The organism is Streptomyces roseirectus (assembly GCF_014489635.1).
In the GTDB taxonomy this organism is placed as follows: Bacteria; Actinomycetota; Actinomycetes; order Streptomycetales; family Streptomycetaceae; genus Streptomyces; species Streptomyces roseirectus.
Window position 1 is genome coordinate 1,108,355 of record NZ_CP060828.1, and the last position, 21,570, is coordinate 1,129,924.

A 21,570-nucleotide genomic window follows, 5' to 3' on the forward strand; every position below is an offset into this window, starting at 1 on the left:
AGGCGGGCGGCGGGTTCGCGGTCTACGAGGAGGCGCGTTCCCTGCTGGACTGGGGGTTCGCGGCGGCGGGGCGGGTGGATCCGGTGGGTTCGCTGGACGCGCTGCGGTCGAGGCCCCGGCCGGGTCCCGACGTGCGTCCGGCGGTCGTGTCGGCGGCTGTCCCCGCCGGGGCCGGTGGGCCGGGGTGGCTGGAGGCGGCGGCGATCGCGGGGGCCGCCGTGCTGGGCGGGGGCGGGGTGTCGCTCGCGTTGCGCGCGGGCAGACGGCGCTGACCGGTCGGCAGCCACAGCAGCAGGCCGAGGGTGATCCATACGTACGTGTTGCTGCCGAGGAACCCGTCGAGGCCGGACGCGTCGTGGAACCAGATCCACACCACACTGGTGCACATGACGGCGTACAGAGTTGACGCGATCCACACATGTCCGGCGCGGATCAAGATGACGAACGACGGAATCAACCAGATCAAGTGATGCACCCAAGTAACTGGACTGACCAGACAGGCCGTCAACCCGGTCAATGCGAACGCCGTTCGCCAGTCCTCGACCCGGCGCACCCGCCCCACCCACACCGCGAGCACCAGGAGCACGGCGATCGCCCACACCGCCTTGCTCTCGACACCCAGGCGGGCCAGGACGCCCTGGAGTGACTGGTTGGAGACGTAGTCGAGGCGCCCCACGCGCGCGGTGTCCCACAGGGCCGTCGTCCAGTAGAACCGTGAGGCGTCCGGCGCGACCAGCGCGGCGAGCCCGGTCGCGCCGGCGGCGACGGCCGTGGCGACCCCGGAGGCGCGCCGTCGCCGGGTCACCAGGAGCAGCCCGATGAACAGCGCGGGCGTCAGCTTCACGGCCGCCGCGAGGCCGATCCCGACGCCCGCCAGGCGCTCCCGCCCGGTCGCCAGGAGGTGCGCGTCCACCAGGACGAGGGCGAGCAGCAGGATGTTCACCTGTCCGAAGCTGACGGTGTCCCGCAGGGGCTCGAACAGCGCGAGCGCGCACAGGGCGAGCCCGACGCCGAACCAGCCGTGCCGGCGCCACTCACGGCCCGCCAGGAGCCGCAGGACGAGCGCGAGGGCGGCGAGGTTGAGCAGCAGGGCGAGCGCGATGGCCGTGCGCAGGCCGGTCAGCGCCATGGGGAGCATCGCGACGGCCGCGAAGGGCGGGTAGGTGAAGCCGTACGGGGTGCCGGGGACCCGGTAGTCGTAGACGCGTCCGCCGTGGTGGACCCAGTGGTCGATCGTGCCGTAGTAGACGCGCAGGTCGAACCAGTCGCGCAGGAGCGGCACGGTCGCCGTGAACACCGTGACGGCGCTCGCCAGCGCGAGCAGCAGGAGCAGGCGGCCTCGGCCGGTCTCGGGGAGTCTCATGGTCCTCGGGGTTCGTGGGGTCATGCCGTGCGGCCCTGGAGCGGGCCGGTGGCGAGGCGGGCCTGCCACAGGACGACGACCGCGAGGGCGCCGCCGCAGACGGCGAGCAGGACCTGTTCGGGGTCGGCCGGGTCCCCGTCGGGCAGGACGGCGAGGGCGAGCACCCCCGCGACGGCGACGACGGTACGGTGCCGTCCCGACGTGTCGGGCGCGGCGGCGGCGATCAGGAACAGGCCCCACAGCGCGTACCAGGGGCGGATCGCGGGGCCGAACGCGGCGACGGCGGCGAGGCTCAGGCCGAGCGCGTACACCGGGCGGGGCCGCAGCCGCCACCAGATGGCCGCGACGAGCCCCGCGGTGATCGCGAGGCCCAGCGCGTGCCAGGCGGGCACGGCGAGCGGCGCGAGGTCGCTGCCTGCGTGCGTGAGCAGGGCACCGGTGGCGCGGCCCAGCAGGCTCGTCAGGGCCCAGTTCTGGGGCGAGACGGGGGTGCTGAGGGCCCTGATCCAGCCGTACCCGGTGCCGGTGACGGCGGTGAGGGCGACGGTCGTCGCGGCGGCGGCCGCGAGGGTCTTGACGGTGGCTGCGGCGAGGCTTCTGGCGCTCGCGTACGCCGGTCCGCGCGCCGCCCGCAGCAGGGTCCCGGCGCTCGTGTCCGGCGGGCTGTGCCGCAGCAGCACGATCGCCGCGAGCCCGAGCGCGGCGGGCGCCTTGACCAGGGCGGCGAGGGTGACCAGGACGGCGCCCAGGGTGAACCGGCCGCCGAGGGCGGCGACCAGGCCGATGCCGAGCAGTCCCAGCATGATCGCGTCGTTGTGGGCGCCCGCGATCAGGTGCAGCAGCACCAGCGGGTTCAGCACGCCGAGCCACAGGGCGACCGCCGGGTCCGCGCCGCAGTGCCGGGCGAGGCGGGGCAGCGCGGCGGCCATCAGGGCGACGCCGAGCAGGGCCACGCAGCGCATCCCGTACAGCCCGGCGGGCAGCTCCCCGCGCGTGAGGTCCGCCAGGGCGCCCGCGAGGCCCATGAACGCCGGCCCGTACGGCGCCCCGGTGTGCCGCCACAGGGGCGCGACCTCGTCGGCGAGCGGCCCGCCCAGGCTGGCGGGGCCGTAGGAGTAGACGTCGATGTGGGCGTCGACCATCGCGCCTTGCGCGAGGTAGCTGTAGACGTCCCGGCTGAACAGCGGCGGCGCGACGGCCAGCGGCGCCGCCCAGACCGCGAGGACGAGCACCAGCGCGCGCGTGGACGGCGGCGCGTCGCCGCGCACCCGGCGGCCCAGCAGCACCCAGGCGGCCGTCAGCAGCACCAGTCCGAAGTAGACGCCGACCAGGCCGAGCACGGCGTGCGGCGAGGTGGGCGCGAGCAGTTCGCGCGCGGGCAGCGCGCCGGCGGTCTCTCCGCCCAACGCCAGACAGGAGGTACCGGCCAGGCCGAGCACCTGGCAGCGGCGGAGCGCGGGAGGGAAAGCCTTGGCCAGCACCCTCACAGCGTGGCGAGACAGGGTGGCTGGGAAGCGACGTTCCGCCAGCCGGGCGGTGGTCTGTGTGTGACCGAGGCGTGCGCGCGGGGCGGAGCGGCGGGGTTGGCCGACCTGCGTACGCCGGGTGCTCATCCGGGGTTCGCGTGCGGGCGGGGCAGGGCAGGGGCGCCTGGGTGCCGTCCCGGCCCCGGAAGACCGACGTCAGGACCGGCTCAGGCGAAACGGCCGCTCGGTACGGGCCCCGTGCTGCGCACCCGCGCGCGGTCGCCCCGCAGCCAGGTCGCGCGGACGGCCGTCACGAACTCCGTGAGCCGTTCGCCGGGGTCGTCCGGAGTGGCGCCGTCGCCCTGGTCGGGGGTCGGGTCGGCGTGGACGATCTCGGCGGCGATCTCCTCCTGCGGGCGTTCGTCGGGGCCGCCGCGTTCCACCTGGCCGTCGTCGCCGAGGCGCAGGGTGTCGCCCCAGGGCGCGGTGACCGCCTGGCACAGCAGTGTCGCGCTGTCCGGGGTGACGGCGGGCGGGTCGGTCCAGCAGCTCGCGTGCTCGTGCAGCACCTGTCCCGGCGTCCGGTCGAACAGCGCGCCCAGGATCTCGGGCCCGTCCTCGGTCTCGGCGGTCTCGTTCAGGTCGTAGGCGATGACGACGGTGTCCGCGCGCGCCGCGTCGAACGGCACCGCGGGCAGCCCCAGGACCTCGGCCGCCGCGAGCCCGAGGATCCGGCTCGACCGGTCCGGCAGCAGCGACACGGACGCCGGCCGCACCTGTGCCGCCGCCAGCACGGACGTCAGCCTCGACAGGCCGCGCAGGCACTGGCCGTAGGTGTCCTGGAGCCAGGCGAAGCGTCCGTTCATGCCCGCGTCGTACCCGTACGGCGAGAGCGTGCCGAGGACGGTGCCGCCCATCACGTACTGCCAGCCGCGCAGGTCGGCGCGGTCCAGCGGGCTCACCGTGCCGGCCGCGTCCGCGCGCTCCAGGGCCCTGGTCTGGCGCGCCCGCGCGGGCAGCCACATCTCGTCGCCGGGATCGCCCAGGAGCGCGTGCTGGCGCCGGGCGAGCGCCAGGTCGCCGGCGAGGACGGCGTTGAGGACGAGGAGGTAGCGGTCGGGCCAATCGTCCAGCGCCGTCTCGTGCGCGAGCAGGACGTCCGCCGCCTCCCGGTGCCGCGCGCCGTCCTCGTACGCGGCGACCAGTTCCCGCAGCACCGGCGTGGCCCCGTCCGTCAGCCGCAGCGCCTCCCGCAGCGCGGGCACCGCCAGTCCGGCGACGCCGCGCTCGACGCAGGCGTACCCGAAGTCGTAGAGCGCCCGCGCCTGTTGGGGCGCGCCGACGACCGCCTCCGCGGCCTCCCGCACATCCTCGAACCCGGCCGCCTCCGCCGCCCGCCCGGCCACCAGCGCCACCTCCACGAGCGGCATCCCCTCCGCGCCGGCCCGCAACAGGCGCAGCGCGCCGGGGAGGTCGCCCCGGTCGAGGCATTCCCATGCCTTGAGGGCGTCGGGGGACTTGGGACGGCGGAGCCTGCGGGAGAACATACGTGCGATCCTCGCGGGTCTGCGGGGCGCGCCTCAACCGGATTTCGGGCGCCCTGGCGGACGTGCCGACAGAGGGCCCGGAGACCGGCATCCCGGCCCGCCGCACCGACCGCCCCTGCCCCCCGTCGCGCCTACACCGCCGGCGCCCCGTTCCCCGCGACGACCTCCGGTCGCAGCACGGCGGCCAGGGCCTCCGCCGGCAGGAGCCCCTTCTCCAGGACGAGTTCGGCGACGCCGCGTCCGGTCTCCAGGGCCTCCTTGGCGATGTCTGTGGCGGCCTCGTAGCCGATGTGGGGGTTGAGGGCGGTGACGAGGCCGATGGAGTTCTCGACGGTGGCGCGCAGCCGCTCGGTGTTGGCGGTGATGCCGTCGACGCAGCGCTCGGCGAGGGTGAGGCAGGCCGCGCGCAGGTGGGTGATCGACTCGGAGAGGGAGTGCAGGATGATCGGCTCGAAGGCGTTGAGCTGGAGCTGCCCCGCCTCGGCGGCCATCGTGATGGTGACGTCGTTGCCGATGACCTCGAAGGCGACCTGGTTGACGACCTCGGGGATGACGGGGTTGACCTTGCCCGGCATGATCGAGGACCCGGCCTGGACGGGCGGCAGGTTGATCTCGCCGAGCCCCGCGCGCGGGCCGGAGGACAGCAGGCGCAGGTCGTTGCAGCTCTTGGAGAGCTTGACGGCGATCCGCTTGAGGACGCCGGACATCTGGACGAACGCCCCGCAGTCCTGCGTCGCCTCGACGAGGTTCGCCGCGGTGACGAGCGGGAGCCCGGTGATGCCGGCGAGGTGGCGGCGGGCGGCCTCGGCGTACCCGGCGGGCGCGTTGAGGCCGGTGCCGATGGCCGTGGCGCCCAGGTTGATCTCATGGATCAACTCGACGGCCTCGTCAAGACGGCTGCGGTCCTCGTCAATCATGACGGCATAGGCCGAGAACTCTTGACCGAGCGTCATGGGAACCGCGTCCTGCAACTGTGTACGGCCCATCTTGAGCACGTCACGGAACTCGACGGCCTTGCGGCCGAAGGAGTCCTGGAGGACGGCCATCGCCTTGAGCAGGCCGCGCACCGCGAACACCGTCGCGACCTTGACGGCGGTCGGGTAGACGTCGTTGGTGGACTGCCCGAGGTTGACGTCCTCGTTGGGGTGCAGGAACTGGTACTCCCCCTTGGCGTGCCCGAGGAGTTCGAGGGCCCGGTTCGCGATGACCTCGTTGGCGTTCATGTTGGTCGAGGTGCCGGCCCCGCCCTGGACGACGTCGACGACGAACTGGTCGTGGAGCTTGCCCGCGCGGATCTCCTGGCAGGCGGTGACGATCGCGGCGGCCTTCTCGGGCGCGAGCAGCCCCAGCTCCTCGTTGGCGAGGGCGGCGGCCTCCTTGACGGCGGCGAGGGCGTCGATGAGGTGCGGGTAGGCGGAGATGGCCGTCCCGGTGATGGGGAAGTTCTCGGTGGCCCGCAGGGTGTGGACGCCCCAGTAGGCGTCGGCGGGGATGTCGCGGAAGCCGAGGAGGTCGTGCTCGCTGCGGGTGAGGGTGGTCATGGTGAGGGACGTCCTCTGTGGAGTGGGTGAGGGTTTCTCGAAGGGGGCGCGGGGGCACGGCGCGCACACTCGCCGCGCCCCCGCTTCGAAAGCCGGCGTGCGCTCAGGCGCAGGCCGGGAGGTCGTGCACCGGGTCCAGCGCGCGCACCGCGCGGACCTGGCCGACGGGTTCGCCGCCGCCGAGCAGCGCCTCGCCGGCGAACGCGGTGAGGCGGGCCGGGTCGACGCCCGCGCGGGCGAGGGCGGCGGCGGTGACGGGCACGCGCGCGCGGTTGGCGCCGTCGGAGATCTTGACGGCGACCGCGCGCCCGTCCGGCAGGGCGGCGACCTCGACGCCCTCGAAGCCGTCCTTGGCGAGCAGCCCCGGCACGGCCCGCATGAGGGCGGCGACGTCGCGGTCACCGCCGGAGGCCATCTCGGGGAAGTCCCGCATGGCGCCGGCGACCTTGGCCTCGGGTGTCCCCTCGACGGCGGTGGTGATACGGGCGGCGGCGCGCGCGAGCCCGTGCAGGGAGACGGAGAACAGGGGCGCCCCGCAGCCGTCGACGGTGGTCTTGGCGATCCGCTGCCCGGTCAGGTCCTCGACGATCTCGGCGATGGCCTGCTGGAGGGGGTGGGCGGGGTCGAGGTAGCCGTCGAGGGACCAGCCGTTGAGCTTGCAGGTGTAGAGCATCGCGGCGTGCTTGCCGGAGCAGTTCTGCGCGAGCCGCGAGGGCCCCCGGCCGTCACGGATCCACTCGTCGCGCTGGACGGCGCCGTAGGGCATGTCCTCGACGTTGCGCAGGTCGTCCTCGGTGACGCCGGCCAGCTCCAGGATCCGCCGGGTGCCGGCGAGGTGGCGTTCCTCGCCGGAGTGGCTGGCGGCGGCGAGCGACAGGAGTGCGCCGTCGAGGGGGAGGCCGGCGCGGACCATGGCGACGGCCTGGACGGGTTTGAGGGCCGAGCGGGGGTAGAACGCGGCCTCGATGTCGCCCAGTTGGAGGGTGACCTCCCCGCCCGCGCCGAGGACGACGACGGAGCCGTAGTGGACTCCCTCGGTCAGCCCCGCGCGGACGAGGTGGGCGACGGGTGTGTGGAGGGGTTCGCGGACCACGGGTGCGTCCGCCGGGGTGTTGCTGAACATCACTGCCTGCACTGGGGGGTCGTGGGCGGGCGCGGGATCACGCGCCGGCCTCGGTCGAGGTGCGCTGCTTGCGGGCGCGGATGGCGTACCAGCCGGCGACGAGCGCTCCGACGATCAGCGGCAGACAGAGCACGGTGGTGCGTCCGGCGCCGCCGTCGGCGTACATGAGGACCAGGACGGAGGCGAGGAAGGCCAGCGTCACGATCTCGGTCCAGGGGGAGCCCGGCAGCCTGTAGCCGGGGCGGGTCAGTTCGCCCTTCTGGGTCTTCTGCCAGAACAACAGGTGGCAGACCATGATCATGCCCCAGGTGGCGAGGATGCCGATGGCCGCGAAGTTGAGGACGATCTCGAAGGCGTCGGCGGGGACGACGAAGTTGAGGCCGACGCCGAGGACGCAGACGCCGCTGGTGAGCAGGATGCCGCCGTAGGGGACCTGGCTGCGGCTCATCTTGGCGGTGAAGGCGGGGGCGGAGCCGTTGACGGCCATGGAGCGCAGGATGCGTCCGGTGGAGTAGAGACCGGAGTTGAGGGAGGACATGGCGGCGGTGAGGACGACCAGGTTCATGACGCCGCCCGCGGCGGGAACGCCGATGTTGGACAGGACGGTCACGAAGGGGGACTCGCCGGACTTGTAGACGTTCCAGGGCAGCAGCATCGACAGCAGGACGACGGAGCCGACGTAGAAGAGGCCGACGCGCCACATGATCGAGTTGATCGCCTTGGGCATGATCTGCTCGGGGTTCTCGGTCTCGCCCGCGGCGACGCCGACGAGTTCGACGGAGGCGTAGGCGAAGACGACGCCCTGGATGATCAGCAGCATGGGCAGCAGGCCGTTGGGGAAGACGCCGCCGTTGTCGGTGATCAGGGACGGGCCGGGGGTGTGGCCGCCGACGTCGTGCTGGGTGACCAGCAGGAAGATGCCGATCACCATGAAGATGACCAGGGCGCTCACCTTGACGATCGCGAACCAGAACTCCAGCTCGCCGAAGATCTTGACGGAGATGAGGTTGACGGTCAGCACGACGGCGAGGGCGATCAGGGCGAGCACCCACTGGGGGATGTCGGAGAACATGCCCCAGTAGTGCGTGTAGGTGGCGACCGCCGTGATGTCGGCGATGCCGGTCGTCGCCCAGTTGAGGAAGTACATCCAGCCGGCCGTGTAGGCGCCCTTCTCGCCCAGGAACTCGCGGGCGTAGGAGACGAAGGCGCCGGAGGAGGGCCGGTACAGGACGAGTTCGCCGAGCGCGCGCACGACGAGGAAGGCGAAGACGCCGCAGACGGCGTAGGCGATGAAGAGGGAGGGCCCGGCGTCGGCGAGCCGGCCGCCCGCGCCGAGGAAGAGGCCGGTGCCGATCGCGCCGCCGATGGCGATCATGTTGACGTGCCGGTGCTTCAGGGACTTGCTGTAGCCCGCGTCTCCGGCGTCGACATGGGGGGACGAGGGGCGCGTCTCGTCTTTGAGGTGCTGTTCGCTCACGCCTCGGGTCCGCCTTCCAGGGGAGTTTCCGCGCGCGGGGTGCGCACGATGTCGGTGAGGGTCGTCTCGACGCGGTCGAGGTGATGGCTCATGGCCTCGACGGCATCGGCCTGTGAACCGTCGAGCAGGGCCTCCACGATGGCCCGGTGCTCGCGGTTGGACTGTTCACGCCGACCGCCCAGTTCGTTGAGGAAGGCCGACTGACGCGCCAGTGCGTCGCGGATCTCCTCGATGACCCGGCGGAAGACCGGGTTCTGGGCGGCTTCGGCGACGGCCAGGTGGAAGAGGGTGTCCATCGCGACCCACGCGGTGGTGTCCGTCTCCCGTTCCATGCGGTCCAGCAGGTGGGCCAGGTGGTCCAGGTTCTCCGGGGTGCGGCGCAGGGCCGCGTACCCGGCGACCGGGATCTCGATGTGGCGGCGCACTTCGAGGAGGTCGCTGGCCGCGTAGTCGCCGAAGGTGGGGTCCTCGACGGTGTTGGCGATCACGAAGGTGCCCTTGCCGGTCTTGGCGACCGTCAGGCCCATCGTCTGGAGGGCGCGCAGGGCCTCCCGCAGGACGGGCCGGGAGACCTCCAGGGTGCGGCAGAGCTCCGCTTCGGAGGGGAGCTTGTCGCCGATGGCGTACTCGCCGCGTTCGATGGCACGGCGGAGGTGGGTGAGGACCGCCTCCATCGCGCTGACGCGACGCGGGCCCGAGCCACCTGTCTGGCTGTCTGACAGGTTCACGGGAGTGATGGTGCGGCTGCGCGCCAGGTGGTGTCAAGACGAACGAAAGGAAAAATTCACCGGGCGTGGGGGCTGAAAGCCTCTCACACGCCCGGTGGTGTGATCAGGCGCTCAGCGCGCCCGTCGCGAGCAGACCGAACAGCAGGACGCCGACGACCAGGCGGTAGACGACGAACGCGTTGAACGAGTGCTTGGCGACGAACTTCAGCAGCCAGGCGATCGAGGCGTACGCGACCGCGAACGAGACGACGGTCCCGACGGCCAGCGGCACCGCGCCGACGCCCGCGCCGAGGGCGTCCTTCAGCTCGTACAGGCCCGCGCCGGTCAGCGCCGGGATGCCCAGGAAGAACGAGAGACGGGTGGCGGCGACCCGGTCGAGGTCGAGGATCAGCGCGGTCGACATGGTGGCGCCGGAGCGGGAGAAGCCGGGGAAGAGCAGCGCGAGGATCTGCGAACTTCCCACGAGCATCGCGTCCTTGAACGACGTGTCGTCCTCGCCGCGCTTGTGCCGGCCCATCTGGTCGGCCGCCCACATCACGCCGCTGCCGAGGATCAGGGAGGCCGCGACCACCCACAGCGAGCCGAGCGCGCCGTCGATGAGCGGCTTCGCGGCAAGGCCCACGACCACGATCGGGACCGTCGCGCAGATGACCCACCAGGCGAACTTGTAGTCGTGGTGGTAGCGCTCCTCCTTGTGGACGAGGCCCCGGCCCCAGGCGGAGACGATCCGCACGATGTCCTTGAAGAAGTACACGAACACGGCGGCGATCGCGCCGACCTGGATCACGGCGGAGAACCCGACGACCGACGGCTTGTCGACGGGGATGCCCATCAGCCCTTCGGTGATCTTCAGATGGCCGGTCGACGAGACGGGGAGGAACTCGGTCACTCCCTCGACGACTCCGAGGACGACTGCTTGGCCGACGGAGATGCTCATGGAATCCAGTTCTGCGGGAAGGGGGGGACGACTGTGGGGCACAGTCCTACCAGCCCCGGGTAGGGCTCCCGCCGTGCCGCTCTGCCCTGTTTCCCCGCTACGACCAGAACGTCTGCCCGATCCAGAACCCCCCGAAGGCGGCCCCGAGTCCCGCCACGAGGCTCCCCGCGACGTTGGCGAACGCGTACAGCCCGGCACCCGTCTCGGCCAGCCGCAGCGTCTCGTAGGAGAACGTCGAGTACGTGGTCAGCGCCCCGCACAGGCCGGTCCCCAGCAACAGCCGCAGCTCCGGCCCCGCGGACGCGGCCCCGGTGAGCGTGCCGAGGACCAGGCACCCGACGACGTTGACGGTGAACGTCCCCCACGGGAACACCGAGCCGTGCCGCGCCTGCACCGCCCGGTCGGTGAGGTAGCGCAGTGGCGCACCGACCATGCCACCGACGGCGACCAGCAGCCAGTTCACAACCAGTTCTTACCCTTCATGTCCGGTTTCGCCGGGTTCGGCGGAGCGGCCGGCGTACGTGCCGTGGAGGCGGCGGGTCGCGTTGGCCGCGAGCCACACGGCGGCCAGGGCCGCGCACAGCGTGCCGGCCAGGTAGGCGAAGGCGGTCGCGGGGTGGCCGTCGCCCAGGAGCTTGCGGATGTCGACGGTGTACGTCGAGAAGGTCGTGAACCCGCCGAGGACGCCGGTGCCGAGGAAGGGGCGGACCAGGCGGTGGACGGTCAGGATCTCCGTGACGAGGACCAGCAGGACGCCGATGACGGCGCAGCCGACGACGTTGACCGCGAAGGTCGTCCAGGGGAACCCGCCCGTGCGCGCGGGCCAGGCGAGGCCCGCCGCGTAGCGGGCCAGGGAGCCCAGCGTGCCGCCGAGGGCGACCGCCGCGACCACCGGCACCTGTCCCTCACGCGTGCGCTGCGCCGTCGGCGCTGTCATGTCCGTGCCTCTCCTGCCCGGCCGCCGTGATCACGGCCGGGCCTCAGCGTAACGCCGCTGGTGAGGTCCTAGAGGGGCGCGCAGACGGCGATGCCGGGCTCCGCCAGGCTGCCGAGCACCAGGAGGCCGGCCTTCGTGCGGCAGACGCTGGTGACCATGCGGAAGCGGGAGTGGCGGTGGGTGAGGTGGTGGACGGTGCGGCCGGTGTCGTCGACGGCGAGGACGGCGGCCGTGCCGGAGGGCCGGTAGGGGGCGTGCAGGGCGAGGCGGGCGGCGCGGCGGCGCAGGGCGGGGGACGTCCGGTGCAGGAGGTCCAGGGGCGGGACGCGCGGGCCCGCGAGGGCGACCCAGACGGGGCCCTCGGCTCCGTCGCGCCACAGGTTGTCCGGGTAGCCCGGCAGGTTCTGCGCGAAGGGCTCGGCATGACCGGCCCGGGGCCCGGTGAGCCAGTAGCGGGTCAGCCGGCGGGCGCCGGTCTCGGCGACGATCAGGAACGTCCCGCAGCCGCTCACGGCGAGCCCGTTGGCGAACTGCAGGCCCTCCAGCAGCACCTCCGGCACACCGGCGCCCGGCGCGAGCCGCAGCAGCCGTCCGGTGCCGGTGTGGCCGACGAGGTCGCCGATCCACTCCCCCAGCGCGAACTCGCGGCTGGAGACGGTGAAGCAGACGCTCCCGTCGGGCAGCGCGACGACGTTGCTGCAGAACCTGAGCGGCCCGTCCGGGGCCGACTCGGTCAGCACGCGCACACTGCCGTCGGCGGTGTCCAGGCGCAGCAGCGCGCCCTCGGCGTCGCAGACCAGCAGGGCGCCGTCCGGGAGGAGTTCGAGGCCGAGCGGGCGCCCGCCGATCTCACCGACGTGCTCCACGCGTGCGTGCGCCGGGTCGTCGAGCCCCGATATCCGCAGGATCCGCCCGTCCGCGACACCGGTCAGGACGCTGCCGTCCCGGTCGGCCACCACGTCCTCGGGGCCGTGGCCCGGGAGGGTGACGTACCGGAGGGGGACGAGAGCCGCGCGACGGTTCATGAACGTGCGCCCTTCCTGTCGGAGACAGGGAATCCTTTCAGTCGGCGCCGGTGTCCATGCGCGCGGGCCGGGGCCTTTGCCGGGGCTTTCCCCGACCCCGTCTCCCCCGCCCCACCGGCCCGTCCCCGCTACCGCTGCCAGCCCTTCTCGAACATCCGGGCGACCTCGGCGATGCGGATCTCGTCGCGCCGGTAGTAGGTGCGTCGGCCGACCTTCTCGGCCCGCAGGAGCCCTACGCGCGCGAGGAGGTCGAGGTGGTGGCCGGCGACCTTCCTGCGGACGCCGAGTTTGTGGGCGAGCGCTCCGGCGGTGACGCCGTGCTCGGGGGACGTGGCGCGCCGGCGCGCGGGGAAGTGCGCCGCCGGTTCCTTCAGCCACTCCAGAATGTCCAGGCGCCGTCCGGCCACGGGAGTCTTCAGCATCTGGCCTTTCCCTCCGTCCTCGCGTCGGGCCCTCCTCCTACCGCGTCTGTCCACTCTCCCGCAGTCGACGCCCTCCCGTCCCGGACTCCGGGACGCCCGTCCGGGGCACGCCGTCCGGCCTGCGCGGACCGCGCACGCGCGCGGGGCGTGCGGCACGGTTCCGGATCGCCCCGAGGGGGCGCGGGAGCGCGCGGCGGGGGCCCGGACGGCGTCTCCGGTCGAGCAGGCGGCGCCGGGGCCCTACGGTGAGGGTGGCAACGCCGTCCACGCACCCGGAGAGCCCTGATGCGGATCCATCTGACCAACGTGTTCGTCGACGACCAGGAGAAGGCCGCGCGCTTCTACACCGACGTCCTCGGCTTCGTGACGAAGCACGACGTCCCGGTCGGCGCCGACCGGTGGCTGACGGTCGTCGCCGCCGACGCGCCCGACGGCCCCGAACTCCTCCTGGAGCCCTCCGGTCACCCCGCGGTGGGCCCCTACAAGGCGGCGCTGTACGCGGACGGCATCCCGGCGGCCTCGTTCGCGGTGGACGACGTGCGGGCCGAGCACACACGCCTGTCGGGGCTCGGCGTGCGGTTCACACAGGAGCCGGTGGACGCGGGCCCGGTCGTCGTCGCCGTCCTGGACGACACGTGCGGGAACCTGATCCAGTTGATGGAGACGAAGTAGGGCCCCGCCAGACGAGGTAGGGCCCGGCCACACGCGTGCGCGCGCGGCCGGGCCCCGTGAGGTCACCGGGTCGTGTCCTCTACCGGTGCTTGAACCAGGACATCGAGGCGAGGGCCCGGTCGTCGTAGCCGAACAGGGCCTGGTTCTCCCAGCCGTTGCCCGAGGAGGCGTCGGCGGGGTCCCAGCCGTTGCCGGTGACGGCGGTCCAGGTGGCCTCCCAGTAGAAGACGCCCAGGCCGCGGCCGTTGGGGACGGCCTCGACGATGCTGGCGATGTCGTTCATCCACCGGGTCTGGCCCGCGACAGTGGCCGGGTAGCCGCTGACCAGTTCGCTGCTCAGGTCGATCTGGTTCTCCAGGGAGTCGTCCTGGGCGAGCGTGAACGGGTACGCCGTCTCGGCGACGAACACCGGCTTGCCGTAGCGGGCCGCCGCGTCGTCCAGGGTCGTCTGGAAGTCCGAGAGCGGGCCGTGCCAGTAGCCGTAGTACGACAGTCCGATCGCGTCGAACTTCACGCCGTTGGAGACGGCGCTGTCGAACCACCAGCGCGTGCCGGACAGGTCGCCGCCCTTGGCGAGGTGCAGGGCGACCGTGGTGGACGAGTTGACCGCCTTGACGGCGTCGTAGCCGCTGTTGAGGAGCCCGGCGAGCTGCGTCCAGTTGCTGGTGGAACCCTCGTTCCACAGCATGCCGCCGTTGATCTCGTTGCCGACCTGGACCATGTCGGCGGTGGTGCCCTGCGCCTTCAACGCGTTCAGCACGTCGTACGTGTGGTTGTAGACGTCCGTCCTGAGCTGGCTGTAGCTGTGGCTCGCCCAGGCGGCGGGCTTGGACTGGGCGCCGGGGTCGGCCCACTTGTCCGAGTAGTGGAAGTCGACCAGCAGCCTCATGCCGGACGCCTTGATCCGCTTGGCGAGGGCGAGGACGTGCGCCTTGTCGTTGTAGCCGTCGGCGGGGTTGACCCAGACCTTGAGGCGCGCGTAGTTCATGCCGGCGTTCTTGAGGATGTTGATCGCGTCGCCGGTGGTGCCGGAGGCGTTCTTGTAGACGCCGCCCTTGGCCTCGCTCTTGGCGAGGGAGGAGATGTCGGAACCATGGATCGATGTACCGGTGGTCCCTGCACTGAACGTCAGGTCGTCAACATTGATCCAGTTACCGGCGTTCGCGTCACTGTTGATGCTGATGGTGCACTGGTTGTTCGTCACGTTGACCGGCGTGACAATGCGGATCCAACCGCTTGACGACACCGGTATGTCCGTACGCTGCTCGGCGCTCCCGCAATTCTTGAGCGCGATGTACGCCGCGTTCTGCCCGCCTCCGGAGCGCACCCACGCGGTCAGCGTGTAGTTGCCGTTGGTGAGCCCGGAGAGGTACTGGTACGTCTCCACCTTGTAGGCGGAGGACGCCCATTGCGTGAGGCGGTAGCTGCCGCCGTGCCCGCCGGCCTCGGTGAAGGAGGCGGAGTTCTGTCCGCCGGCCGAGTAGGTGGACCAGCCCGCGGGGGTGGCGGTGCCGGTGCCGTCGGACTCGAAGCCGCCGTTGGTGAGCGTCGAGGCGGCGTAGGCGCTCGGCGCGGGCAGGGCGGTGAGGGCGAGGCCCGCGGCCAGCGGCGGCAGCAGGGCCTTGAGGGTGCGTCTGGGATGGAACATCGTCGTCCGTCGTCCCTTCGACATGAACGGGGGTGGGGTGTCCCGCACCTGCCAAGCCGGCCTCCGGGGAGGCCGCCGTGCCGGGTGCGAAGCCCCCCTCCGCCCGCGGCTCGCGGCTCCACGGGCGAAGGGGGAGTCTGGGAGGGGCTCTCAGCCGTCGAGGCGCACGACCCGGACGGCGCCCGCGGGGACCGCGAGGTGGCCGGTGGCGCGCTCGCCCGTCAGGAGTTCGGTGCCGGAGGTCTCCAGCGCCACCTTGACGTCGGCGTCGGTGTGGTTGATCGCGAAGAGGTGGTCGGCGCTCTCGCCGGAGCGGCGCACGACCTCGACGTCGCGGGGCAGGTCGCGCGGCGCGATCCCGGCGTCGGCGGCGGCACCGGCGAGCAGCGTGTCGAGGCCGTCGGCGCCGAGGCGGGTGGCGACGTACCAGGCGCTGCCCCGGCCGAGGCGGTGGCGGGTGACGGCGGGCCGGCCCGCGGCGAGGCCGTCGGTGAACGACCAGACGGTCTCGGCGCCGCGCGGCACGACGAACTCACTCCACACGTCGCCGGTCAGCTCGGCCCCGTCGGGACCGGTGAGCCGGACGGACTCGCCCTCCAGCAGCGGCGAGAACTCCTCCACCGTGAGGCCGAGGACGTCACGCAGGGCGCCCGGGTAGGCGCCGTCGTGCACGGCGTCGTGCTCGTCGACGATGCCGGAGAAGAAGGAGACGACGAGGGTGCCGCCGCCCTCGACGTAGGCGCGGAGGTTGGCCCCGGCGGCCTCGGTCATCAGGTAGAGGGCGGGGACGACGACCATCGGGTACGTCGACAGGTCGGACTCCGGGTGGGCGAAGTCGACGGTGAGGTGGCGGTCGTACAGGGCCTCGTAGAAGGCGTCGGCGCGCTCGCGCGCGTCGGCGTCCTCGCTGGGCCGCCAGGCGAGGTTCTGCGCCCACCAGGACTGCCAGTCCCACAGGACGGCGACGTCGGCCTCGGTGCGCGAGCCCTTGATGGACGTCAACGAGTCGAGACAGGCGCCGAGTTCGACGACCTCGCGCCACACGCGCGTGTCGGTGCCGCCGTGCGGGACCATCGAGGAGTGGAACTTCTCGGCGCCGCGCCGGGACTGGCGCCACTGGAAGAACATCGCGCCCTCGGAGCCGCGGGCGACGTGCGCGAGGGAGTTGCGGGCCATCTGGCCGGGCGCCTTCGCGGGGTTGCGGGGCTGCCAGTTGATGCCCGAGGTGGAGTGCTCCAGGAGGAGCCAGGGGGCGCCGGCGCCGACGGAGCGGGTGAGGTCGGCGGCCATCGCGAGGTTGACGTGGGTGCGGCGGCCGTCGGTGATCAGGTAGTGGTCGTTGGTGACGATGTCGACCTCGCGGCCCCAGGCCCAGTAGTCGACGGAGTCGCACTGGCTGAGGGCGGTCATGAAGTTCGTCGTCACGGGGACGTCCGGCGCGAGGCGGTGCAGGATGTCCCGCTCCGCGCGGAAGTTCTCGCGCATCGTGGCGTCCGCGAACCGCTTGTAGTCGAGGGCCTGGCCGGGGTTGCCGACGGTCGGGGCGGTGCGCGGCGGGTTGATGTCGTCGAAGCTCGCGTAGCGCTGGCCCCAGAAGGCGGTGCCCCAGGCCGTGTTGACGGCCTCGATGGTGCCGTAGGTGCGCTCCAGCCAGCGGCGGAAGTGGGCGGCGCAGGAGTCGCAGTAGCACGCGGAGACGGGGACGCCGTACTCGTTGTGGACGTGCCACATCGCGAGCGCCGGGTGGTCGCCGTAGCGCTCGGCGAGCCGCGTGGTGATGTTCGCGGCGGCGGCGCGGTAGTCGGTGTTGCTGTGGCAGATGGCGCCGCGAGAGCCGAACGCGTAGCGGGTGCCGTCGGCCGCGACCGGCAGGGCCTCGGGATGCTCGCGGTAGAACCACACGGGCGGGACGACCGTGGGGGTGGCGAGGTCGACCCGGATGCCGTTGTCGTGCAGCAGGCCGATGATCCGGTCGAGCCAGCCGAAGTCGTACGCGCCGCGCGCGGGCTCCAGGAGGGCCCAGGAGAAGATGCCGACGCTGACCATGGTGACGCCGGCCTCGCGCATGAGGCGGACGTCCTCCTGCCAGACGGTTTCCGGCCACTGCTCCGGGTTGTAGTCCCCACCGAAGGCGAGCCTGGTCAGGCCCTTGGGGCTGGTCTCCGGCATGGATCTTCTCCCGTTTGATCGACCTCTTGGGAACGTTCACAGGCGGCTGCGGCGTTCGGGGCCCAACATAACCGCACAGCAACAACCATTGACAAGTGTCCGGGATGTTTCTCTACTGTGAACGCTCACAGAAGCATGACAGGCCGCCGCGCGAGGCGGGGGCCCAGGTCAGGGGAGAGTTCCATGCCGAACACGAAGCGCCGTCGCCTCGTGGCCACCGCCATCGCCGTCACCCTCGGCGCCACCGCGCTCGCCGCGTGCGGGTCGTCCGACGGCGACGGTGGGTCCGAGTCCTCCGGTCCGGTCTCGCTGACGTACTGGACCTGGACGCCCGGCATGGACAAGGTCGTCAAACTCTGGAACGACGGCCCCGGCAAGGCCGACCAGATCAAGGTCACCGCCCAGAAGCAGGCGTCCGGTGACGACCTGGTCGCCAAGATCCTCACCGCGCACAAGGCGGGCAACGCCCCCGACCTGGTGCAGGCCGAGTACCAGGCGCTGCCCACGCTGGTCTCCAACGACGTCCTCGCCGACATCTCCAAGAACGTCGGCGACGCCAAGTCCAAGTTCGCCGACGGCGTCTGGCAGCAGACCACGCTGGGCACGGACGCCGTCTACGCGCTCCCCCAGGACGTCGCGCCGATGATGTTCTACTACCGCGAGGACCTGTTCAAGCAGTACGGCCTGACCGTCCCCACCACCTGGGACCAGTTCGCCGAGACGGCCCGCGCGCTGAAGAAGAAGTCCCCGGACACCGACCTGACGACGTTCTCCGCGAACGACTCCGGCCTCTTCGCGGGCCTCGCCCAGCAGGCCGGCGCCAAGTGGTGGACGACCTCCGGCGACAAGTGGAAGGTCGCCATCGACGACCCGGCGACGAAGAAGGTCGCGAGCTTCTGGGGCGGCCTCGTCAAGGAGGGCGCCATCGACAACCAGCCGATGTACACGCCCGCCTGGAACAAGGCGCTCGACACCGGCAAGCAGATCGCCTGGGTCTCCGCCGTGTGGGCGCCCGGCACGCTCTCCTCCGCCGCCCCCTCCACCAAGGGCAAGTGGGCCGTGGCCCCGCTCCCCCAGTGGACGTCGAGCGGCAGCGTCACCGGCAGCTGGGGCGGCTCCTCCACCGGCGTCACCAACGACTCCAAGCACAAGACGGCCGCCGCGAAGTTCGCGACCTGGCTGAACACGAACGGCGACGCCCTGAACGCCCTCGCCAAGGAGGGCGGCATCTACCCGGCGTCCACCTCCGCCCAGCTCTCCGGCGCCTTCACCCGGCCGCCGGAGTACTTCACCAACCAGCCCGACTTCTACAAGATCGCCGCGAACGTCGCCAAGACGACCGCGCCCTCGGCCTGGGGCCCGAACGTCAACGTCGCCTACACGACGTTCAAGGACGCGTTCGCCACCGCCGCGAAGAACAAGTCGGACTTCACGGCCGCGCTCGCCAAGATGCAGGCGGACACCGTCGCCGACATGAAGAAGCAGGGCTTCGAGGTCTCCGAGTGAAAACCGCACGCCGGCAGTCGTACGGGGTCAAGTCGGCCCCGTACGGCTTCCTCCTCCCCGGAATCATCCTGTTCGCCCTCTTCTTCGCCCTGCCCATCGGCTACGCCCTCTACCTGAGCTTCCGCAAGGTCCACGTCTCGGGCCTGGGCCTCGGCTCGGGGGCGCGGAAAGAGGTCTGGGCGGGCCTGGAGAACTACTCCGACGCCCTCTCCGACAGCGAGCTGCTGCACGGCGCGCTGCGCGTCTTCGGGTACGGCCTCATCGTCGTCCCCGTCATGCTGGGCCTCGCGCTGCTGTTCGCGCTGATGCTCGACGCGGACAAGGTGCGCTTCACGCCGTTCACGCGGCTCGCGATCTTCCTGCCGTACGCGATCCCCGGCGTGGTCGCCGCACTGCTGTGGGGCTTCCTGTACCTGCCGGACGTCAGCCCGTTCTACTGGGTGCTCGACAAGCTGGGGATGCCGCAGCCGGACCTGCTGGACGGCGGGCCGCTGTACCTCGCGCTGTCGAACATCGCGGTGTGGGGCGGCACCGGCTTCAACATGATCGTCATCTACACCGCGCTCCAGGCGATCCCCGTCGAGGTGTACGAGGCCGCCAAGCTCGACGGGGCGACGCCGCTGCAGATCGCGCTGAGGATCAAGATCCCGATGGTGGCGCCGTCGCTGGTGCTCACCTTCTTCTTCTCGATCATCGCCACGCTCCAGGTGTTCAACGAGCCGACGACCCTCAAACCGCTCACCAACTCCGTGTCCACGACGTGGAGTCCGCTGATGAAGGTCTACCAGGACGCCTTCGGCAACGGTGACATCTACCGGGCGTCCGCCCAGGCCGTGATCATCGCCTTCGCCACGCTGGTGCTCTCCTTCGGCTTCCTGCGCGCCGCGAACCGCCGTTCCAAGCAGGAGGAGGGAGCCCGATGAGTTCTCTTGCCGTCCACAAGGTCCCCTCGGCCGCAGGTACTACGGGTACGGCCCACAAAAAGCCTCCACTGCGCCGCCGGATCGCGCTGCTCCCGACCGTCACCCTGCTCATCGGGGCCGTCTACTGCCTGCTGCCGGTCGCCTGGGTGGTCATCGCGTCCACCAAGTCCGGCACCGAACTCTTCTCGACGTTCACGTTCTGGCCGGGTTCGGGCCTCGTCGACAACGTCAAGGAGCTCAACGCCTACCGCGACGGCGTCTACTGGCAGTGGATGGGCAACTCCGCCCTGTACGCCGGACTCGGCGCGCTGCTGTCGACGTGCGTGTCCGCGTTCAGCGGCTACGCGCTCGCGATCTACCGGTTCCGGGGCCGCGAGTCGATGTTCAACGTCCTGCTCGCGGGCGTCCTGATGCCGCCGATCATCCTCGCCGTCCCGCAGTACCTGCTGATGGCGAAAGCCGGCGTCACCGACTCCTACGTCTCGGTGCTGCTGCCGCAGATCCTCTCCCCCTACGGCGTCTACCTGGCCCGTATCTACGCGAGCGCGGCCGTCCCGGCGGACGTCGTCGAGGCGGGCCGGATGGACGGCGCGAGTGAGTGGCGGATCTTCACCCGGATCGCGCTGCCGATGATGGTGCCCGGCCTGGTGACGGTGTTCCTGTTCCAGTTCGTCGCGATCTGGAACAACTTCCTGCTGCCGTACATCATGCTCAGCGACGACACCAAGTTCCCCATCACGCTCGGTCTGTTCACCCTTCTCAAGCAGGGCGCCGCGGCCCCCGCCCTCTACACGCTGGTGATCACCGGCGCGTTCCTCGCGGTGCTCCCGCTGGTCGCGCTCTTCCTGGTCATCCAGCGGTTCTGGAGCCTCGATCTGCTCTCGGGAGCCGTAAAGTCATGACCATGAGCACTCCGGGGGGCAGGCGCAAGCCGCCGACCATCCACGACGTGGCACGCGAGGCCGGTGTCTCCCGGGGCACGGTCTCGCGCGTCCTCAACGGCGGCCACTACGTGAGCCCTTCGGCCCAGGAGGCGGTCAACGCCGCGATCCGCAAGACGGGTTACGTCGTCAACCGGCACGCCCGCTCGCTCATCACCGGGCGATCGGACTCCGTGGGCTTCCTCCTGACGGAGCCTCAGGAGCGGTTCTTCGAGGACCCCAACTTCAACGTGCTCCTCAGCAACTGCACCCAGGCGCTCGCCGCGCACGACATCCCGCTGCTGCTGATGCTGGCCGGCACGGAGGACGAGCGGCGCCGCATCACGCGGTACATCACCGCCGGTCACGTCGACGGGGTGCTGCTGGTCTCCAGCCACTCCGGGGACCGGGTCGCCGAGGAGCTGCGCGCGGCGGGCGTCCCGCTCGTGCAGTGCGGCAAGCCCATGGGGCTGCGCTCCAAGGTGAGTTACGTGGCGGCCGACGACCGTGACGGCGCCCGGGACATGGTCCGCCACCTGCTGTCGCTGGGGCGGCGCCGGATCGGCGTGGTCAGCGGCCCACTGGACACGCCCGGCGGCGTCGACCGGCTCGCCGGGTACAAGGAGATCCTGACGGAGGCGGGCGTCGGGATCGACGAACGGCTCATCGTCGACGGCGACTACAGCCGTGCCAGCGGTGAGGCGGGCGCGGAGCGGCTGCTCGCGCAGGCCCCCGACCTCGACGCGATGTTCGTCGCCTCCGACCTGATGGCGCAGGGCGCGCTCGCGGCGCTGAAGCGGGCGGGGCGCCGGGTCCCCGAGGACGTGTCGGTGGGCGGTTTCGACGACTCCGCCGCCGCCCTGGAGGCGACGCCGGCCCTGACGACCGTCCGCCAGCCCTACGACCGGATCAGCACCGAGATGGTCCGAGTGCTGCTCGCGCAGATCGGCGGGGAGGACCCGGCGGCGGTGATCCTGCCGACGGAGCTGGTGAAGCGGGACTCGACGTGAGGGGAGCGTCGGGGTGAGACGGGGGGCGCGTCCGTGCCGGGGAGGGCCGGGCGCGTCCCCTCATGAGGGGGTAGGGGCACGGGCCACGGGGGAGCCCGTGCCCCCTCTCTCGTACGCCGGCCGCCCGACCGGTCAGTTTCGGAGAAGCGGTTCCCC

Annotated in this window: 19 protein-coding genes; 5 read left to right on the forward strand and 14 right to left on the reverse strand. The window is 71.8% G+C overall.

The annotated features are described in order from the left end of the window. Positions 1–22: 22 nt before the first annotated feature. The 12 genes from IAG44_RS44495 to IAG44_RS04475 all read right to left on the reverse strand — a co-directional run bounded on the left by IAG44_RS44495 (position 23) and on the right by IAG44_RS04475 (position 12,566). The gene (locus tag IAG44_RS44495; RefSeq protein ID WP_187745818.1) at positions 23–1,363 is read right to left on the reverse strand and encodes a glycosyltransferase 87 family protein; all 1,341 of its coding nucleotides are present in this window, start codon (positions 1,361–1,363) and stop codon (positions 23–25) included. Between the two features lie 20 nt (positions 1,364–1,383). Next, positions 1,384–2,844, reverse strand: coding sequence for a polyprenol phosphomannose-dependent alpha 1,6 mannosyltransferase MptB (gene mptB, locus IAG44_RS04425; RefSeq protein ID WP_187745819.1), 1,461 nt, complete (start codon positions 2,842–2,844; stop codon positions 1,384–1,386). 212 nt (positions 2,845–3,056) lie between these two features. Beyond that, complete coding sequence (locus tag IAG44_RS04430) at positions 3,057–4,376, reverse strand: hypothetical protein (protein ID WP_187745820.1); 1,320 nt, start codon at positions 4,374–4,376, stop codon at positions 3,057–3,059. 131 nt (positions 4,377–4,507) lie between these two features. Then, entirely contained in the window at positions 4,508–5,917 is a 1,410-nt protein-coding gene (gene aspA / locus IAG44_RS04435) for an aspartate ammonia-lyase (protein WP_187745821.1), read from the reverse strand. Positions 5,918–6,020: 103 nt separating this feature from the next. Then, positions 6,021–7,040 (reverse strand): asparaginase, encoded by a 1,020-nt coding sequence (locus IAG44_RS04440; RefSeq protein ID WP_187745822.1) that lies wholly within the window; start codon positions 7,038–7,040, stop codon positions 6,021–6,023. Between the two features lie 37 nt (positions 7,041–7,077). Further along, the gene (locus IAG44_RS04445; protein ID WP_187745823.1) at positions 7,078–8,517 is read right to left on the reverse strand and encodes an amino acid permease; all 1,440 of its coding nucleotides are present in this window, start codon (positions 8,515–8,517) and stop codon (positions 7,078–7,080) included. Next, on the reverse strand, positions 8,514–9,191 hold the full coding sequence (locus IAG44_RS04450) for a FadR/GntR family transcriptional regulator (protein WP_187752500.1): 678 nt from the start codon (positions 9,189–9,191) through the stop codon (positions 8,514–8,516). The genes IAG44_RS04445 and IAG44_RS04450 overlap by 4 nt, the downstream gene beginning before the upstream one ends. 157 nt (positions 9,192–9,348) lie before the next feature. Next, complete coding sequence (locus tag IAG44_RS04455; RefSeq protein ID WP_187745824.1) at positions 9,349–10,182, reverse strand: undecaprenyl-diphosphate phosphatase; 834 nt, start codon at positions 10,180–10,182, stop codon at positions 9,349–9,351. 97 nt (positions 10,183–10,279) lie between these two features. Further along, a complete protein-coding gene (gene crcB, locus IAG44_RS04460; RefSeq protein WP_187745825.1) occupies positions 10,280–10,645 on the reverse strand; it encodes a fluoride efflux transporter CrcB in 366 nt (121 codons plus the stop codon). A 9-nt stretch (positions 10,646–10,654) separates the two neighbouring features. Then, positions 10,655–11,119, reverse strand: a complete 465-nt coding sequence (crcB, locus tag IAG44_RS04465; RefSeq protein WP_187745826.1) for a fluoride efflux transporter CrcB — start codon at positions 11,117–11,119, stop codon at positions 10,655–10,657. A 68-nt stretch (positions 11,120–11,187) separates the two neighbouring features. After that, positions 11,188–12,144 carry an SMP-30/gluconolactonase/LRE family protein gene (locus tag IAG44_RS04470; protein ID WP_187745827.1) on the reverse strand — a complete coding sequence of 319 codons (957 nt, stop codon included), beginning with the start codon at positions 12,142–12,144 and terminating at the stop codon, positions 11,188–11,190. Between the two features lie 128 nt (positions 12,145–12,272). Further along, positions 12,273–12,566, reverse strand: a complete 294-nt coding sequence (locus IAG44_RS04475) for an ArsR/SmtB family transcription factor (protein ID WP_187745828.1) — start codon at positions 12,564–12,566, stop codon at positions 12,273–12,275. A 285-nt stretch (positions 12,567–12,851) separates the two neighbouring features. On the opposite strand from IAG44_RS04475, the gene IAG44_RS04480 reads away from it, so the two are divergent. After that, a complete protein-coding gene (locus tag IAG44_RS04480) occupies positions 12,852–13,238 on the forward strand; it encodes a VOC family protein (protein WP_187745829.1) in 387 nt (128 codons plus the stop codon). A gap of 79 nt (positions 13,239–13,317) precedes the next feature. Here IAG44_RS04480 and IAG44_RS04485 read toward each other — a convergent pair whose 3' ends face one another. After that, positions 13,318–14,886, reverse strand: coding sequence for a glycoside hydrolase family 53 protein (locus tag IAG44_RS04485; protein ID WP_187745830.1), 1,569 nt, complete (start codon positions 14,884–14,886; stop codon positions 13,318–13,320). 150 nt (positions 14,887–15,036) lie between these two features. Beyond that, positions 15,037–17,055: a beta-galactosidase gene (locus IAG44_RS04490; protein WP_187745831.1), complete on the reverse strand. Its 2,019-nt coding sequence runs from the start codon at positions 17,053–17,055 to the stop codon at positions 15,037–15,039. Between the two features lie 183 nt (positions 17,056–17,238). Between IAG44_RS04490 and IAG44_RS04495 the strand changes: the two genes are divergently transcribed. From IAG44_RS04495 to IAG44_RS04510, 4 genes are read left to right on the forward strand one after another with little or no spacing between them, the layout of a single operon-like run. Then, positions 17,239–18,561, forward strand: coding sequence for an extracellular solute-binding protein (locus IAG44_RS04495; RefSeq protein WP_187745832.1), 1,323 nt, complete (start codon positions 17,239–17,241; stop codon positions 18,559–18,561). Beyond that, positions 18,558–19,484, forward strand: a complete 927-nt coding sequence (locus IAG44_RS04500) for a carbohydrate ABC transporter permease (RefSeq protein ID WP_187745833.1) — start codon at positions 18,558–18,560, stop codon at positions 19,482–19,484. Before IAG44_RS04495 ends, IAG44_RS04500 begins: the two co-directional genes overlap by 4 nt. Then, complete coding sequence (locus IAG44_RS04505; protein ID WP_187745834.1) at positions 19,481–20,386, forward strand: carbohydrate ABC transporter permease; 906 nt, start codon at positions 19,481–19,483, stop codon at positions 20,384–20,386. The genes IAG44_RS04500 and IAG44_RS04505 overlap by 4 nt, the downstream gene beginning before the upstream one ends. Then, the gene (locus IAG44_RS04510) at positions 20,383–21,414 is read left to right on the forward strand and encodes a LacI family DNA-binding transcriptional regulator (RefSeq protein WP_187745835.1); all 1,032 of its coding nucleotides are present in this window, start codon (positions 20,383–20,385) and stop codon (positions 21,412–21,414) included. The genes IAG44_RS04505 and IAG44_RS04510 overlap by 4 nt, the downstream gene beginning before the upstream one ends. Positions 21,415–21,570 lie beyond the last annotated feature (156 nt).

What these genes read in the sequence shown, in the direction of transcription:
- IAG44_RS04440 (WP_187745822.1), bottom strand. Translation starts at nt 7,040, where the DNA reads ATGTTCAGCAACACCCCGGCGGACGCACCCGTGGTCCGCGAACCCCTC.
- IAG44_RS04475 (WP_187745828.1), bottom strand. Translation starts at nt 12,566, where the DNA reads ATGCTGAAGACTCCCGTGGCCGGACGGCGCCTGGACATTCTGGAGTGG.
- IAG44_RS04470 (WP_187745827.1), bottom strand. Translation starts at nt 12,144, where the DNA reads ATGAACCGTCGCGCGGCTCTCGTCCCCCTCCGGTACGTCACCCTCCCG.
- IAG44_RS04495 (WP_187745832.1), top strand. Translation starts at nt 17,239, where the DNA reads ATGCCGAACACGAAGCGCCGTCGCCTCGTGGCCACCGCCATCGCCGTC.
- aspA (WP_187745821.1), bottom strand. Translation starts at nt 5,917, where the DNA reads ATGACCACCCTCACCCGCAGCGAGCACGACCTCCTCGGCTTCCGCGAC.
- IAG44_RS04480 (WP_187745829.1), top strand. Translation starts at nt 12,852, where the DNA reads ATGCGGATCCATCTGACCAACGTGTTCGTCGACGACCAGGAGAAGGCC.
- IAG44_RS04490 (WP_187745831.1), bottom strand. Translation starts at nt 17,055, where the DNA reads ATGCCGGAGACCAGCCCCAAGGGCCTGACCAGGCTCGCCTTCGGTGGG.
- IAG44_RS04430 (WP_187745820.1), bottom strand. Translation starts at nt 4,376, where the DNA reads ATGTTCTCCCGCAGGCTCCGCCGTCCCAAGTCCCCCGACGCCCTCAAG.
- IAG44_RS04510 (WP_187745835.1), top strand. Translation starts at nt 20,383, where the DNA reads ATGACCATGAGCACTCCGGGGGGCAGGCGCAAGCCGCCGACCATCCAC.
- crcB (WP_187745826.1), bottom strand. Translation starts at nt 11,119, where the DNA reads ATGACAGCGCCGACGGCGCAGCGCACGCGTGAGGGACAGGTGCCGGTG.
- IAG44_RS44495 (WP_187745818.1), bottom strand. Translation starts at nt 1,363, where the DNA reads ATGAGACTCCCCGAGACCGGCCGAGGCCGCCTGCTCCTGCTGCTCGCG.
- IAG44_RS04455 (WP_187745824.1), bottom strand. Translation starts at nt 10,182, where the DNA reads ATGAGCATCTCCGTCGGCCAAGCAGTCGTCCTCGGAGTCGTCGAGGGA.
- IAG44_RS04450 (WP_187752500.1), bottom strand. Translation starts at nt 9,191, where the DNA reads ATGGAGGCGGTCCTCACCCACCTCCGCCGTGCCATCGAACGCGGCGAG.
- IAG44_RS04485 (WP_187745830.1), bottom strand. Translation starts at nt 14,886, where the DNA reads ATGTTCCATCCCAGACGCACCCTCAAGGCCCTGCTGCCGCCGCTGGCC.
- IAG44_RS04505 (WP_187745834.1), top strand. Translation starts at nt 19,481, where the DNA reads ATGAGTTCTCTTGCCGTCCACAAGGTCCCCTCGGCCGCAGGTACTACG.